The sequence below is a fragment of the Micromonospora echinospora genome (genome assembly GCF_900091495.1).
Classification (GTDB): Bacteria; Actinomycetota; Actinomycetes; order Mycobacteriales; family Micromonosporaceae; genus Micromonospora; species Micromonospora echinospora.
This window is the reverse complement of the sequence record NZ_LT607413.1, coordinates 4,462,404-4,477,406: the sequence shown is the minus strand read 5'-3', so window position 1 is coordinate 4,477,406 and position 15,003 is coordinate 4,462,404. Positions and strand designations below refer to the sequence as shown.

Here is a 15,003-nt window from a genome sequence, read left to right as displayed (position 1 = left end):
GCCGAGGCGGTGGGTACGGCGGGGGAAGCCGGTTGCCGGCCCCCTTGCCGTACGCTGCGACCCTATCCGAGCACGCGACGGCCCGCTGCGCCGGGGCGTGAACCCGGACGCCGCCACCGGCCCACCGTCCTATCAGACCACGAGCATGTCGGGCGTGACTGCCGCTTCGGTATCGGGGATGCCGAGGTCGCGGGCGCGTTTGTCGGCGAGCGCGAGCAGCCGGCGGATCCGACCGGCGATGGCGTCCTTCGTCAGCGGCGGGTCGGCCAGCGCGCCGAGCTCCTCCAGGGAGGCCTGCCGGTGCTCCAGGCGCAACCGGCCGGCGGAGGTGAGGTGCTCGGGAGCGTCGTCGGCGAGGATCTCCAGCGCCCGGGTCACCCGGGCGGCGGCGGCGACCGCCGCCCGCGCCGAACGGCGCAGGTTGGCGTCGTCGAAGTTCGCCAGCCGGTTGGCCGTGGCCCGGACCTCGCGCCGCACCCGGCGTTCCTCCCAGGCGAGCACACTGGAGTGGGCACCGACCCGGGTGAGCAGCGCGGCGATCGCGTCGCCGTCCTTGACCACCACCCGTTCCACCCCGCGCACCTCACGGTTCTTGGCGGTGATCCCGACCCGGCGGGCCGCGCCGACCAGGGCCATCGCCGACTCCGGACCGGGGCAGGTGATCTCCAGGGCGCTGGAGCGGCCCGGCTCGGTCAGCGAACCGTGCGCCATGAACGCGCCCCGCCACGCCGACACCGCGCAGCAGACGTTCGCGGCGACCACGTGCGGGGGCAGCCCGCGCACCGGGCGACCCCGGACGTCCAGCAGCCCGGTCTGCCGGGCCAGCGACTCGCCGTCCTTGACCACCCGGACGATGAAGTGGCTGCCCTTGCGCAGGCCACCCGAGGCGAGTACGTGGATCTCACTCGGGTAGCCGTAGACCTCGGCGATCTCGCGGCGCAGGCGACGGGCGACCGCCCCGGTGTCCAGTTCCGCCTCGACCACCACCCGACCGGAGACGATGTGCAGCCCACCGGCGAACCGCAGCAGGGCGGTCATCTCCGCCCGGCGGCAGCAGGGCTTGGGCACGTCGACCCGACTCAGCTCGTCCTTGACCGCAGCCGTCATCGCCATTGTGCGTCCCCTCACGGACCGGTTCCGGCGTTTCGCCGGTGCTTACGTAGGTGCTTAACGACCGGTGATTACGTAGGTGCTTAACGAGCGGCGCCCAGGACAGGCACCAGGGCGGCGCCCAGGGCGGCCGGATCGTGCCGGGGACTGCCGTCGGCGACGGCGACCGGGGCGAGCACGAGCCGGGCTCCCAGGGATTCTGCCGCACGGGCCAGCGACTCCGGATCGTTCACCACCCGGTCGTCGGCGAGCACGCAGTCGGCGGTGAGTTCCGGGAGGTAACGGCGCAGCGCGGCGAGGTGGCCGGCGGCGGAGAGCCCGAGGGTCTCCTTCTCGGCGGAGAGGTTCAGGGTGACCAGCCGTCGGGCCGGGCTGGCGACGACCGCGTCGGCCAGGCCGGGCACCAGCAGGTGCGGCAGGACGCTGGTGTACCAGCTTCCCGGTCCGAAGATCAGCCAGTCGGCGTCCAGGATCGCCGCCACCGCCTGCGGGCAGGCGACCGGCGCCGCCGGGGTGAGCCGCAGCGCCTCCACCCGGCCGGTGGTGACCGCCACCTGGTGCTGTCCGCGTACGGTGCGGACCTCGTCCGGTCGGGTCGGGTCCGCGCCCCGCACCTGTGCCTCGATGCCGACCGGCTCGCAGGACATCGGCAGGACCCGGCCGACCGCGCCGAGCATGGTGCCGGCGTGCTCCAACGCGACCACCGGGTCGCCGAGCAGTTCCATCAGGCCGAACAGCACCAGGTTGCCGACCGCGTGTCCGTCCAGGCCGTCCGCGCACCCGCCGTCGGGCCGGTCGCCGTTCCCGACCGGGGCGGGCCATCGGGCGGGCGGGGACGAGAACCCGCCGGCCGGAGGCCGTACCGCCGGGCCGTCGGTTGCCGACGTACCACCGGCCGCCGGGCCGCCGACACCGACCGCGACGTCGGTCGGGGTCGTGACGTCGGTGCCGGTACGGGCGAACCGGTGCTGGAACAGCCGCGCGCTGCGCCGGGTGGCCGGGTGGTCCCCGGCCAGGGCGACCAGCGCCTGACGCAGGTCGCCGGGGGGCAGTCCGCCCCGGGCGGCGCGCAGCCGACCGCTGGAACCACCGTCGTCACCCACGGTCACCACGGCGGTGATGTCGAGGTCGAGTTCGGGTGCGCACCGACGCAGCGCGCGCAGCGACGCGGAGAGACCGTGCCCGCCGCCGAAGGCCACCACCTTCGTCGCCGTCATTCGCGCCCCAGGTCCCGGTGTTGGGCGTTGGCGGCGAGACCGGACTGGCGCAGCCGCGCGGCCAGTTCCTCGGTGATCGCCACGCTGCGGTGCTTGCCCCCGGTGCAGCCCACCGCCACGGTCAGGTACCGCTTGCCCTCCCGCTCGAACCCGGCCGTGGTGGCGCTGACCAGGTCGGCGTAGGCCGACACGAACGCCTCGGCGCCCTCCTGACCGAGCACGTACTCGCTGACCGGTGTGTCCCGGCCGGTCTGCTCGCGCAGGTCCGGCACCCAGAACGGGTTCGGCAGGAACCGGGCGTCGAGCACGAAGTCGGCGTCCGGCGGGAGACCGTACTTGAAGCCGAAGGAGAGCACCGTGACCCGCAGCCGCCGGGCGTCCTCCTCGCCGAAGAGCTCCTCGATGCGCCGCCGGAGCTGGTTGACGTTGAGGTGGCTGGTGTCGACGATCACGTCGGCCTGGTCCCGGGCCTCCTCCAGCAGGCTGCGCTCGACCGCGATGCCGTCGGCCAGCCGGCCGTCGCCCTGCAACGGGTGGGAACGGCGGACGCTCTCGAACCGCCGGATGAGCACCTCGTCGTCGGCGTCGACGAAGACCACCCGCGGGGAGAAGCCCCGCTCCTTCAGCTCCCGGATCGCGCCGGCCAGGTCGGTGGAGAAGGCGCGCGAGCGCACGTCCAGCACCATCGCGGTACGCCGGGCCGCGCCGCCGGCCTTCGACGCCAACTCGGCCATGTCGAGCAGGAGCGCCTGCGGCAGGTTGTCGACCACGTAGTAGCCGACGTTCTCCAGTGCCCGGGCCACCGTGCTCCGGCCGCCGCCGGAAAGCCCGGTGACCACGACCAGGCTCGTCTCGCCCTCGGTGTACGGCTCCACCGGTGTCCCGGCGAACGACTCCACCGGTGTGGAGCCCTCCGCCACCGGAGTCTGGCCCGTCAGCGCCTCGTTCACCTGCTACCCCCCGGCGGTGGCCCTGCGGCCACCACCGACCGCGAACGTCAGGGAGCGACTCTATCCCGCGTCCGGCCCGTCGACCCCCGACCCCGTTCCCCGGCCCGCCCGGCGCGCCACGGGCCGCCGTGCCGGGTGTGTGCAGGGGTCCCCTCCTCGTCACAATGCGGTAGGAGGGGACCCCTGCAACCAGACCGCCCTCCCGACCGACCCGGGTGGCCGGCGTCGTCCGTCGAGCCGGCCAGCACGTATGGGTGGTTCCGCCATGACGGGTCGGGCACCACCGGTCAATCCGATGTAACATTTTATGGAATCCGACGGAGCCCATTTCGGCACCCCATTCGTGGGAATGGCGCGGATGATAAACGCCCCTACCCCCCGCCGGACCATTTTCCGGACTTGCCTCCCGACCCTGAACCCACCCGGGCAACCCCCCGCATGTCACCCCATCTCCATTTCCGCGATTATGTGCGCGAGCGATACCACGACTTTGCGACCGGAACCAGACCTGTGCGGATAACCGAAATAACAAATCGAGACATGCCCATTGGGAATTCGTTTCGCTAGGGTGAGGCCTGCCCGTATCCCCGCCCTGTGAGGGAGAGTCATGACGCGATTGTCAGTCCGTCGTCGGGTCCGTCTGCTCGCCGTGGCGACCGCCACGGCGGCGGCCCTGCTCGCCGCCGGCGGCGTCCCCGCCTCCGCCGAGCCCGCCACCAGCCGGGTCAGCCCGGACACCCCCACCGCCAGCGTCAACGTCCCCGCCCCCGGCCCCGGCGTCGCGGCCAAGACCACCAGTTCGCCGAGCTTCGCCGGCACCGGCACCCCGACCCGGTCCCGGGACCGCGCGGTCGACGAGGGCGCACCCGGCACCAACTCGATCATCGGCGCCGACCAGCGGTACCGGATCAACCCGACCACCGGCTTCCCCTACCGGGCGGTCGCGCTGATCACCTTCTCGGGCGGTCGCTGCACCGGCTGGTTCTACGGACCGGACGTGGTCGGCACCGCGGGCCACTGCCTGCACAGCGGCGGATCCGGCGGATCCTGGTCGACCAACGTGGTGGTCTACCCCGGGTACAACGGCTCCGGTGGCGCGCCGTACGGCTCCTGCACCGCCAAGAGCCTGCACTCGGTGGTCGGCTGGACCACCAACGCCAACCACGAGTTCGACTACGGCACTGTCAAGCTCAACTGCCGGCTCGGTGACACCGTCGGCTGGTTCGGGTACTGGTGGCAGGCGGCCAGCCTGAACGGCCTGCCCACCCGGGCCTGCGGCTACCCCGGCGACAAGCCGCTGGAGCAGTGGTGCGGGGACCTGGACGAGGGCGTCCAGGCCACCGTGGTCAACTCCACCACCGAGAAGGTCTACTACCGCAACGACACCGTCGGCGGCAACAGCGGCGGCCCGGTCCACTACAACCGGTCCGGCTGCGGCGAATGCGTCATGGCCTACCACGGCTACGGCGGCAACCCCAACTCAGGCAAGCGCATCACCGAGGGGGTCTTCGCCAACATGCAGTACTGGACGTCCCTGCCCTGATCCACCGTTCACGGGCGGCACCCGAACGGGTGCCGCCCGCTCGGCGTACGCCGTGTCCGGAACCGTTCCGTCCGCGTTCCGACCGTCCTCGCCCGGAATCCGTGATAGAAGTAACCGACGGGGCGGCAACATTTAGGTAAACAAACGCCTCCGGTTTCCGACACAATTCGACGGACGGAAACCCGACTGTCGGACCCAACACGGAAAGGGCCGGTCGGCACCATGCGAAAACGTCTCGGCATGATCGGCCTGTCGGTGGCCGTTCTCGGCGTCCTGCTCACCGGCTGCCAGGGGCAGGACGACTCCGCGGACGCCCCGCCACCGGCCACCGGCAGCCCGGACCTCCCGGTGAGCGACCGGCCGGACGAGCCGGACGACGACACCGGCGACAACACGGGCGACGACGTGGACGACGACCTCCCGCCGGGGAACCGGGGAGTGGTCAGCGGACGCGTCCGCACCCCGACCGGCGCGCCGGTCGTCAACGCGACGGTCCGGGTGCGCTCGCTCGACACTCCCCCGGTGCCGGTGCCGGAACTGGTGGTGACCACCGACGACGACGGCTACTTCCGCTGGCAGCTCGCGCCGGGGCGGTACGAGGTCAGCGTCGTGCCGGCGGACGGCGCGTCCCCGGTCGCCGCCCCCGCCGTCGAGGTACGCGCCGGCGCGCAGCGCCGCGTCGAGATCACCGTCCGCTGACCCCCCGGGCCAGCCCCGACATGCGACCCCGCGGGTTCGGCCGAGACGACCCGCCGTCGATCATGGAGTTCAGGCACCAAGAAGCCGCTTGTCAGGCGCCACAACTCCATGATCGACGAGGTGGGGCAGGGAGCGCGCCCCGGCTGTCGCCCTGCCGGCCGCACGCTGGGGGCGGGTCGGGGCGACGACGGGGCGTGGAACCACGCTGACCTGTCCCACCTGTGCCGGTTCACGTGTCACCCGGCGCTCGTACAATCCCCCGATGGACTCCCCCACCGCGCTGCGTACCGAAACCCCGTTGGACGTGTTGCGGAGGGTCTTCGGCTACGACTCGTTCCGGGGCTTCCAGCAGGAGGTCGTCGAGCACGTCACCGGCGGCGGGGACGCCCTGGTGCTGATGCCCACCGGTGGCGGCAAGTCGCTCTGCTACCAGATCCCGGCGCTGCTGCGCGACGGCGTGGCGGTGGTCGTCTCCCCGCTGATCGCGCTGATGCAGGACCAGGTCGACGCGCTGCGCGCGGTCGGGGTCCGGGCCGGCTTCCTCAACTCCACGCTCGACCCGGACACCCGCCGGCTGGTCGAGGCGGAGTTCGTGGCCGGCGAGATCGACCTGCTCTACCTGGCCCCGGAGGCGCTGGGCAGCCGGGCCACGCTGAACCTGCTCGACCGGGGCCGGATCGCCCTGTTCGCGATCGACGAGGCGCACTGCGTGGCGCAGTGGGGTCACGACTTCCGCCCCGACTACCTCGCCCTGTCGATGCTGCACGAGCGCTGGCCGGGGGTGCCGCGCATCGCGCTGACCGCCACCGCGACCTCCGCGACCCGGACGGAGATCGCCACCCGGCTCGACCTGACCGACGCCCGGCACTTCGTCGCCAGCTTCGACCGGCCGAACATCCAGTACCGGATCGTGCCGAAGCGGGAGCCGCGCAAGCAGTTGCTCGCTCTGCTCCGCGACGAGCACCCCGGCGACGCCGGCATCGTCTACTGCCTCTCCCGCGCGTCGGTCGACAAGACCGCCGAGTTCCTGGTGGCCAACGGCATCGCCGCGCTGCCGTACCACGCGGGTCTGGACGCGGCGACCCGCGCCGCCAACCAGCAGCGCTTCCTGCGCGAGGACGGCCTGGTGATGGTGGCGACCATCGCCTTCGGCATGGGCATCGACAAACCGGACGTCCGCTTCGTCGCCCACCTGGACCTGCCGAAGTCGGTGGAGGGCTACTACCAGGAGACCGGCCGCGCCGGACGGGACGGCCTGCCGTCGACCGCCTGGCTCGCGTACGGACTCCAGGACGTGGTGCAGCAGCGCAAGATGATCGACACGTCCGAGGGCGACGTCGCGCACCGGCGTAACCTCGCCGCCCACCTGGACGCGATGCTCGCCCTCTGTGAGACGGTCCGCTGCCGGCGCGGGCAACTGCTGGAGTACTTCGGTCAGCCGGCCACCGCATCCTGTGGCAACTGCGACACCTGCCTGCACCCGCCGGAGTCCTGGGACGGCACGGTCGCCGCGCAGAAGCTGCTCTCCACGGTCTACCGGTTGCACCGGGAGCGCAACCAGCGCTTCGGCGCGGGGCACTGCATCGACATCCTGCTGGGCCGCAGCAACGACAAGATCGTCCAGTACGGCCACAGTTCGCTGAGCACCTTCGGCATCGGCGACGACCTGCGGGAGGCCGAGTGGCGGGGCGTGGTGCGCCAACTCCTCGCCGAGGGGCTGCTCACGGTGGAGGGCGACTACGGCACCCTCGCGCTGACCGAGGCGAGCGCCGAGGTGCTGGGCCGACGGCGCACGGTGATGATGCGCCGCGAGCCGGAACGGCCGGCGAAGGCCGAACGGGTGGCGAAGGCAGGGCGTGGCGGGGCAGCCGCCGTGGTCGAGCTGTCGCCGGAGGCCGCGCCGGTCTTCGAGCGGCTCCGGGCCTGGCGGGGGGCGACCGCCAAGGAGCAGGGCGTGCCCGCGTACGTGATCTTCCACGACGCCACGCTGCGGCAGATCGCCAGCGATTCGCCGTCCTCGCTGACCGAGCTGTCCGGGATCAGCGGGGTGGGCGAGAACAAGCTCGCCAAGTACGGCGAGCAGATCCTCGCCGTCCTCAGGGAGTAGTCGCCCAGACCCCGATCAGTTGACACGCAGCTCGTCGGGCCGGCAACCTGCCCCACCACCGGATCCTGTCCGGCTGACCGCCACCGGGCTGTCGAAGTCGTACGGCTCGCTGGAGAACTCTTTGCCGCCGCCGTCGCGGGCGTGCCGCACGTGCGTCAGCAGTTGCGCCGCGAACTGCCGGCCACCCTCCACCACGACGAACCTGCCGGCTGACCCGGGCACGATGACGGCCCGGGAGCCAGTCCCCCGAGCCGTCACCGCCCGTCCCACGCATCGCCCGTTGGGCTGCGGTCTTTACGCGAAGCTGTACTGCGGAGCGTTACAGGCGACGCTGGCCTTGCAGATCCTCACCGCGACCACGGTTCCTTCCGGGATGTCTCCAGACATCCACGGGCTGCAGTACGGGGAGTTGTGGCCACGGGTCGTGGCGAGCCGATCGGTGATCCAGATGCTGCCGGGGTTGATGTCCATCTGTACATCGATGCCCGCACCATCGGCGTGCGTGTCGCAGGCCCTGATCGCGTCGCCCGGGACACCGTTTTCCGGATCGGCGTTGAACTCTCCCGTTCCGAGGATCCAACCTCCTTCGTAGTACTCCAGGAAGAGGTCATCGGCGCCCAGGACGCTGACGTCTCCCCGCGTCTGGACCCCGCCCCGGTCACGGGAACCCGTGTCAGCCTGAGCCTGGGTCTGGCCCATGAGGACAAGAGCGAACGCCGCCAAGGCTGCCATCAGCGTTCGGCCGGGCGAGAGGAAGGTGCGTTTCATGCCGCCTCCTGTTCGGGGGCAGGCAGAATCCTCACTACACCCATGGCCCCCGTAGTCATGAGTTAGCTCCCCGACACTCTCAGTTATCTCAGCAAAGGTCGACCCCTTGTATCGAAGTGTGTGATTACTCACTTGACCCAATAGCCGCAACCTAGTTGTAGTGCCCGCCGGCCGGGACAGCTCCGCATGTGTGGGTCAGGAGCGGGCCGTTTGCTCGCCCGCGCCGAGCGCGGCCAGGATCGCCTCGGCGGTGCGCGGGCCGATGCCGGGCACCTCGGTGATCTCGTCGACGGTGGCCGCCGCGACCCGCTTCAGCGAGCCGAAGTGCCGCAGCAGCGCCTTGCGGCGGACCTCACCGAGACCGGGCACGGTGTCCAGCGCGGACTCGGTCATCCGCTTGGATCGGCGCTGCCGGTGGAAGGTGATGGCGAACCGGTGCGCCTCGTCGCGAACCCGTTGCAGCAGGTAGAGCGCCTCGGAGGTGCGCGGCAGGATGACCGGGAACTCGTCGTCGGGGAGCCAGACCTCCTCCAGCCGCTTGGCCAGCCCGCAGAGCGCCACGTCGTCGACGCCGAGGCCGGCCAGGGCCGTCGCGGCGGCGGCCACCTGCGGCGGGCCACCGTCGACCACCACCAGCTGCGGCGGGTACGCGAACTTCCGGGGCCGGCCGGTGGTGGGGTCGATCCCCGGACGGTCGGGGTCGGTGGCCGTCTCGTCGCCGATCTCGCCGGTCTCGGCACGCGTGTCCAGGTACCGGGCGAACCGGCGGCGCAGCACCTCGGACATGGCCGACAGGTCGTCGGTCGCGCCCCGCACGATGAACCGGCGGTACTCGCTCTTGCGTGGCAGGCCGTCCTCGAAGACCACCATGCTGGCCACCACGTCGGTGCCCTGCATCTGGGAGACGTCGTAACACTCGATGCGCAGCGGGGACGTGTCCATCCCCAGCGCCTCGGCGATCTCGTCGAGAGCCTGGCTGCGGGTGGTCAGGTCACCGGCGCGGCGCAGCTTGTGCCGGGCGAGGACGTCCTTGGCGTTGCGACCGACCGTCTCCAGCAGGGCCCGCTTGTCGCCGCGCTGCGGCACCCGCAGCGTGACCCGGCTGCCCCGCCGGGTGGAGAGCCAGTCGGCGAGCGCGTCGGCGTCGCCGGGCAGTTCGGGGACGAGCAGCTCGCGGGGCACGTCGGTCTCGCCCTGCTCCCCGCCGTACACCTGGGTGCAGAAGTGGTGGACGAGGTCGCCGGTGGTGAGCTCCTCGGTCTTCTCCACCACCCAGCCGCGCTGGCCCCGGACCCGGCCGTCGCGGACGTGGAACACCTGGACGGCGGCCTCCAGGGGGTCGTCGGCGAACGCGACCACGTCGGCGTCGGTGCCGTCGCCGAGCACGACGGTCTGCTTCTCCATCGCCCGGCGCAGGGCGGCGACGTCGTCGCGCAGCCGGGCAGCCCGCTCGAACTCCAGTTGCTCGCTCGCCTCGGTCATCTCGCGTTCGAGCCGGCGGACCATGGTGTCCGTGCGGCCGGCCATGAAGTCGCAGAAGCCGTCGACGATGTCCCGGTGCTGCTCGGCGGTGACGCTGCCCACGCAGGGCGCGGAGCACTTGCCGATGTACCCGAGCAGGCAGGGCCGGCCGACCTGCCCGGCCCGCTTGAACACCCCGGCCGAGCAGGTGCGGGCCGGGAAGACCCGCAGCAGCAGGTCGAGCGTCTCGCGGATCGCCCAGGCGTGCGAGTACGGCCCGAAGTAGCGCACGCCTTTGCGCTTCGCGCCGCGCATCACCTGGAGACGGGGGTACTCCTCGTCGAGGGTGACGGCGAGGTACGGGTACGACTTGTCGTCCCGGTACCGGACGTTGAAGCGCGGGTCGTACTGCTTGATGTAGAGGAATTCGAGCTGGAGCGCCTCGACCTCGGTGGCCACCGAGGTCCACTCCACCGACTCGGCGGTGAAGACCATCTGCCGGGTACGCTGGTGCAGCCCGACCGGGTCGGCGAAGTAGGAGTTGAGGCGGCTGCGCAGGTTCTTGGCCTTGCCGACGTAGATGACCCGACCGGTGCCGTCCCGGAACCGGTAGACCCCGGGGGACTCGGGGATGGTGCCGGGGGCGGGGCGGTACGTCGACGGGTCGGCCACGCCTGCGAGCCTAGCCGTTGGGGCCGACACTCCCGGTGGCGTGCCGGTCGCCTCAGGTGTCGCTGCCCCGCAGGCCGGCGTCGACGCTCCAGGTGAACCAGGCGGCGTGCGGGTAGTGGTCGGAGAGCGGGTCGCCGGCCGGGTCCAGGAACCGCTGGTGCTCGTTGTGGTAGCGGCTCAGCTGGAGCCGGACCGTCTGGTTGCTCCGGTAGAGGATCTTGTCGACCACCTCGCAGGCGTTGGTGACGTTGGCCGGGTCGCAGGTCAGCGCCGGGCTGCCGAGGGCCGGGGGCACGCCGCCGCGTTCCTGCTGCACCCACGCGTCGGTGAGGCCGTTGGCGGCGACCAGTTCCCGGATGGTGTCGCCGGTGCGGGTGTAGCGGACGTTCAGGTCGCCCATCACCACCACCGCGTTGCCGGCGGAGTTGGCCGTGATGTACGCGGAGAGCTGGGCCAGGTTGTCCCGCCGGGCGGCCAGGTCCCGCTCGTCGCTGCCGGCGTTGGCGTGCACGTTGTAGAAGTCGACGTACGCCCCCTCGGCGAGTTGGATCCGGGAGGCGGTGAAGCCCTTCGGGGTCAGGCAGTCGGTGCCGGCGCACCGGTTCCAGGTGATCCGCTGGAAGTTCGCGTACGGCAGGTTCGACATCGTGTTCAGGCCGCTGCCGAACGGCACCGGTCCGCTGGTGCGCGTCCGGTACGGATGCCGGTCGGTGTCGTACAGGTCGGAGTGGTAGTTGAAGTCCTCCTGGACGTGCACGATGTCGTACGCGTTGACCCGTTCCCCGATCGGTCGCGTGTTGACGTCCGGGTTGCTGCCGGAGAGGGGTTCGGGCAGGCCGGCGACGTTGTAGGTGAGCACCGAGAAGGCGCCCGAGGCGGCGGGCTCGGGCGCCGCAGCGGCGGACGTCGGCGCGGAGACCAGGGCGGCGAGCAGTGCCCCCGACGCGAGCAGGCGTACGGCGATCATCCGGTGTCCCTTCTCGACGGTGGGCCGCGCCCGACCCGGCGACGGCACAGGGATCGAAGGCTATCGAGCAACTGCGTCACACTCAACACCTCGGACAGGGACCTCGGTTGATGCCTTCCCATGCCGGCCAGTCCGGCCTACCATCCGGTAACCGAATGTTCTTCACGTAACCCCCGGCACTTCCCGTCCCGCGTCATGATCCCCAGCTACCGGAGGATCACATGTCCCGTCCCGCCACCACCCGTCGCCTGCTGGCCGGCGCGACCGCCGTCGTCGGCCTCGCCGCCCTGCTCGTCTCCCCCGCCCCGCCCCCGGCGGACGCCGCACCGGCCGTCGCCGGGAAGGCCACCGGCACCACCACGTTCGCCGCCAACGACTACTGCCTGGGCGAGTGCGGCGACATCGTGCCGCCCGGCCAGAACGGCAACGCCACCCTGGTCGAGATCCTCGCCCACCAGACCCTCGGCACCATGCCCCGGCACTCCGGCGACCAGCTCGGCCGGTACGCCGACCTGGTCTACGGCTACGCCGGGCTGCGCGCGGACCAGATCGGCTCGTTCTTCACCGACGCGTCCTTCGGCGTGCCGCCCACCCAGGTCGAACGGAGCTACTCGCCGCGCGCCGACGTGCGGATCGTGCGGGACCGGGCCACCGGCGTCCCGCACATCACCGGCACCACCCGGGGCGGCACGATGTACGGCGCCGGGTACGCCGGGGCCGAGGACCGGCTCTTCACCATCGACCTGCTGCGGCACGTCGGGCGGGGCACCCTCACCCCATTCGCCGGCGGCGCGCCCGGCAACCGGGCCCTGGAGCAGAGCGTCTGGCGCAACTCGCCGTACACCGAGGCCGACCTCCAGGCCCAGGTCGACGCGCTGCGCAGCAGGGGCCCGCGCGGCGCGCAGCTCTACGCCGACGTGCAGGAGTACATCGCCGGCATCAACGCCTACGTCCAGGACTGCATGGACGACCGCAACTGCCCCGGTGAGTACGTGCTGACCGGACACCTCGACGCGATCACCAACGAGGGCGGCCCGGAGCCGTTCACCATGACCGACCTGATCGCCATCGCCGGGGTGGTCGGCGGCCTGTTCGGCGGCGGGGGCGGCACCGAGATGCAGTCCGCGCTGGTCCGGATCGCCGCCCGGGCCAAGTACGGCCCGACCGAGGGCGACCGGGTGTGGAACGCCTTCCGGGGGCAGAACGACCCGGAGACCGTCCTGACCCTGCACGACGGGCAGAGCTTCCCGTACGGCGCCGCCGACCCGAACGCGGCGAGCGTGGCGCTGCCCGACGCCGGCTCGGCCCGTCCGGAGCCCGTCTTCACCGACCCCACCGGCTCCGCCGGCAACAACACCCCCACCCCGGGCGCGGACCTGGCCGCCGCGCTCTCCGGACTGACCATCAGCCCGGCCCACCGGGGCATGTCCAACGCCGCCGTGGTCTCCGCCGCGCACTCCGCGACCGGCCACCCGATCGCCGTCTTCGGCCCGCAGACCGGCTACTTCGCGCCGCAGCTGCTGATGGTCCAGGAGTTGCAGGGGCCGGGGATCAGCGCCCGGGGCGCCGCGTTCGCCGGCCTGAACCTCTACGTGCTGCTCGGCCGGGGTCAGGACTACGCCTGGAGCGCCACCTCCGCCAACCAGGACATCACCGACACGTACGCGGTGCCGCTCTGCACCCCCGACGGCAGCGCGCCGACGCCGACCAGCGACCACTACCTGTTCCGCGGCCAGTGCCTGCCGATGGAGAAGCTGTCCCACGTCAACACGTGGAAGCCGACCCTGGCCGACGGCACGCCCGCCGGGTCGTACCGGCTGGTCGCCTGGCGGACGAAGCTGGGCCTGGTGGCCTGGCGCGGCACGGTGGGCGGCCGGCCGCACGCGTTCACCCAGTTGCGCTCCACCTACCGGCACGAGGCCGTCTCGGCGATCGGCTTCCAGATGTTCAACGACCCGGCCCTGATGGGCTCCGCCGACGCCTTCGTCACCTCGGCGAACAACGTCGAGTACGCGTTCAACTGGTTCTACGTCAACTCCACCGAGTCGGCGTACCTGACCTCCGGCCTGCACCCGCTGCGGGCCGCCGGGTCCAACCCGAACCTGCCGATGCGGGCCGAACCGGCGTACGAGTGGCAGGGCTACGACCCGGCGACCAACACCGCCCGGTACGCCCCGCTGGCCACCCATCCGCAGTCGAAGAACCAGGACTACTACATCAGCTGGAACAACAAGCAGGCCAAGGACTTCGGCGCGGCCGACGGCAACTTCAGCTTCGGCGCGGTGCACCGGGGTGACCTGCTCGACAAGCCGATCAAGGCGGCCATCGCGGCCGGCCAGAAGTTCGACCGGGCCTCGCTCACCGCGCTGGTGCAACGCGCCGGCCTGACCGACCTGCGCGGCGTCGAGGTGCTCGACGAGCTGATCCGGGTGCTGGAGAGCCAGCCGGTCACCGACGCCACCCTGGCCGCCGAGATCAGCCGGCTCAAGGCCTGGCGGCAGGACGGCGCGTTGCGGGTGGAGACCGCGAAGGGCTCGAAGGTCTACCGGCACGCCGAGGCGATCCGCACCTTCGACGCCTGGTGGCCGCTGCTGGTCCGGGGCATGTTCGCCGAGCCGCTCGGCGCGGACCTGTACCAGGCGCTGGTGAACACCCTGTCGATCAACGAGTCCCCCTCCGGTCACCAGTCCGGCGACAAGTCGACCCTGCCCGGCTCGGCGAGCACGACCCAGCTGCACAAGGGTTCGGCGTTCCAGTACGGCTGGTGGGGCTGGGTCGACAAGGACCTGCGCGCGGTGCTCGGCGTCCCGGTCTCCGGTGGCCTCGGCCGTACCCACTGCGGGAACGGCAGCCTCGCCGGATGTCGACAGATCCTGCTCGACACGCTCGGCACGGCGGCGGCGACCCCGGCCACCCAGACCTACCCGGGGGACAGCACCTGCGCGGCCGGCGACCAGTGGTGCGCCGACGCGATCGTCCAGTCACCGCTGGGCGGGATCACCCACGCCCCGATCGCCTGGCAGAACCGGCCCACCTACCAGCAGGTCGTCTCCTTCCCGGCGAAGCGTGGGGACGACCTGACCAACCTGGCCACGCAGCGGACGGTGACCGCGTCGAGCAGCCAACTCGGCTACCCCGCCGGGCGGGCGGTGGACGGGGACCTGGGCACCCGGTGGGCCAGCTCCCGGGCCGACGACCAGTGGCTCACCGTCGACCTGGGCTCGGCCCGACCCGTCGGCCGGGTGGTGCTGGCCTGGGAGGAGGCGTACGCGCGGTCGTACCGGATCGAGGTCTCCGCCGACGGGAGCACCTGGCGGACCGCCTGGTCCACCACGACCGCCGACGGCGGCACCGACGTGGTCACCTTCCCCACCGAGACGGCCCGGTACGTGCGGATGCGCGGCCTGACCCGGGCCACCACCTACGGCTTCTCGCTCTGGGAGATGGCGGTGTACGCCCACTGACCCGCCCCGGACGGACGTGAAACGGCGTGGCCGGCACGGGAGACC

11 protein-coding genes are annotated in these 15,003 nt (G+C 71.9%); 4 read left to right on the top strand and 7 right to left on the bottom strand.

What is annotated here, in order from left to right:
- Positions 1-132: 132 nt before the first annotated feature.
- From whiA to rapZ, 3 genes are all read right to left on the bottom strand, one after another.
- Positions 133-1,113 (bottom strand): DNA-binding protein WhiA, encoded by a 981-nt coding sequence (gene whiA / locus GA0070618_RS20170; protein ID WP_088983030.1) that lies wholly within the window; start codon positions 1,111-1,113, stop codon positions 133-135.
- An 80-nt stretch (positions 1,114-1,193) separates the two neighbouring features.
- Complete coding sequence (locus GA0070618_RS20165) at positions 1,194-2,327, bottom strand: gluconeogenesis factor YvcK family protein (RefSeq protein ID WP_088983029.1); 1,134 nt, start codon at positions 2,325-2,327, stop codon at positions 1,194-1,196.
- Positions 2,324-3,226 (bottom strand): RNase adapter RapZ, encoded by a 903-nt coding sequence (gene rapZ / locus GA0070618_RS20160; RefSeq protein ID WP_170107846.1) that lies wholly within the window; start codon positions 3,224-3,226, stop codon positions 2,324-2,326. The genes GA0070618_RS20165 and rapZ overlap by 4 nt, the downstream gene beginning before the upstream one ends.
- A 658-nt stretch (positions 3,227-3,884) precedes the next feature.
- Between rapZ and GA0070618_RS20155 the strand changes: the two genes are divergently transcribed.
- From GA0070618_RS20155 to recQ, 3 genes are all read left to right on the top strand, one after another.
- Positions 3,885-4,820, top strand: coding sequence for a trypsin-like serine peptidase (locus tag GA0070618_RS20155; protein WP_088983028.1), 936 nt, complete (start codon positions 3,885-3,887; stop codon positions 4,818-4,820).
- A 222-nt stretch (positions 4,821-5,042) separates the two neighbouring features.
- Positions 5,043-5,519 (top strand): carboxypeptidase-like regulatory domain-containing protein, encoded by a 477-nt coding sequence (locus GA0070618_RS20150; protein ID WP_088983027.1) that lies wholly within the window; start codon positions 5,043-5,045, stop codon positions 5,517-5,519.
- Positions 5,520-5,781: 262 nt separating this feature from the next.
- A complete protein-coding gene (gene recQ, locus GA0070618_RS20145) occupies positions 5,782-7,626 on the top strand; it encodes a DNA helicase RecQ (protein ID WP_088983026.1) in 1,845 nt (614 codons plus the stop codon).
- Positions 7,627-7,641: 15 nt separating this feature from the next.
- On the opposite strand, the gene GA0070618_RS20140 is transcribed toward recQ, so the two are convergent.
- The 4 genes from GA0070618_RS20140 to GA0070618_RS20125 form a co-directional block, all read right to left on the bottom strand.
- Positions 7,642-7,848 (bottom strand): hypothetical protein, encoded by a 207-nt coding sequence (locus GA0070618_RS20140; protein ID WP_157748964.1) that lies wholly within the window; start codon positions 7,846-7,848, stop codon positions 7,642-7,644.
- Between the two features lie 72 nt (positions 7,849-7,920).
- On the bottom strand, positions 7,921-8,394 hold the full coding sequence (locus GA0070618_RS34755) for a hypothetical protein (protein ID WP_088983024.1): 474 nt from the start codon (positions 8,392-8,394) through the stop codon (positions 7,921-7,923).
- 195 nt (positions 8,395-8,589) lie between these two features.
- A complete protein-coding gene (gene uvrC, locus GA0070618_RS20130; protein WP_088983023.1) occupies positions 8,590-10,527 on the bottom strand; it encodes an excinuclease ABC subunit UvrC in 1,938 nt (645 codons plus the stop codon).
- A gap of 52 nt (positions 10,528-10,579) precedes the next feature.
- Positions 10,580-11,494 carry an endonuclease/exonuclease/phosphatase family protein gene (locus GA0070618_RS20125; protein WP_088985684.1) on the bottom strand — a complete coding sequence of 305 codons (915 nt, stop codon included), beginning with the start codon at positions 11,492-11,494 and terminating at the stop codon, positions 10,580-10,582.
- Positions 11,495-11,715: 221 nt separating this feature from the next.
- On the opposite strand from GA0070618_RS20125, the gene GA0070618_RS20120 reads away from it, so the two are divergent.
- The gene (locus GA0070618_RS20120; protein WP_088983022.1) at positions 11,716-14,958 is read left to right on the top strand and encodes a penicillin acylase family protein; all 3,243 of its coding nucleotides are present in this window, start codon (positions 11,716-11,718) and stop codon (positions 14,956-14,958) included.
- Positions 14,959-15,003 lie beyond the last annotated feature (45 nt).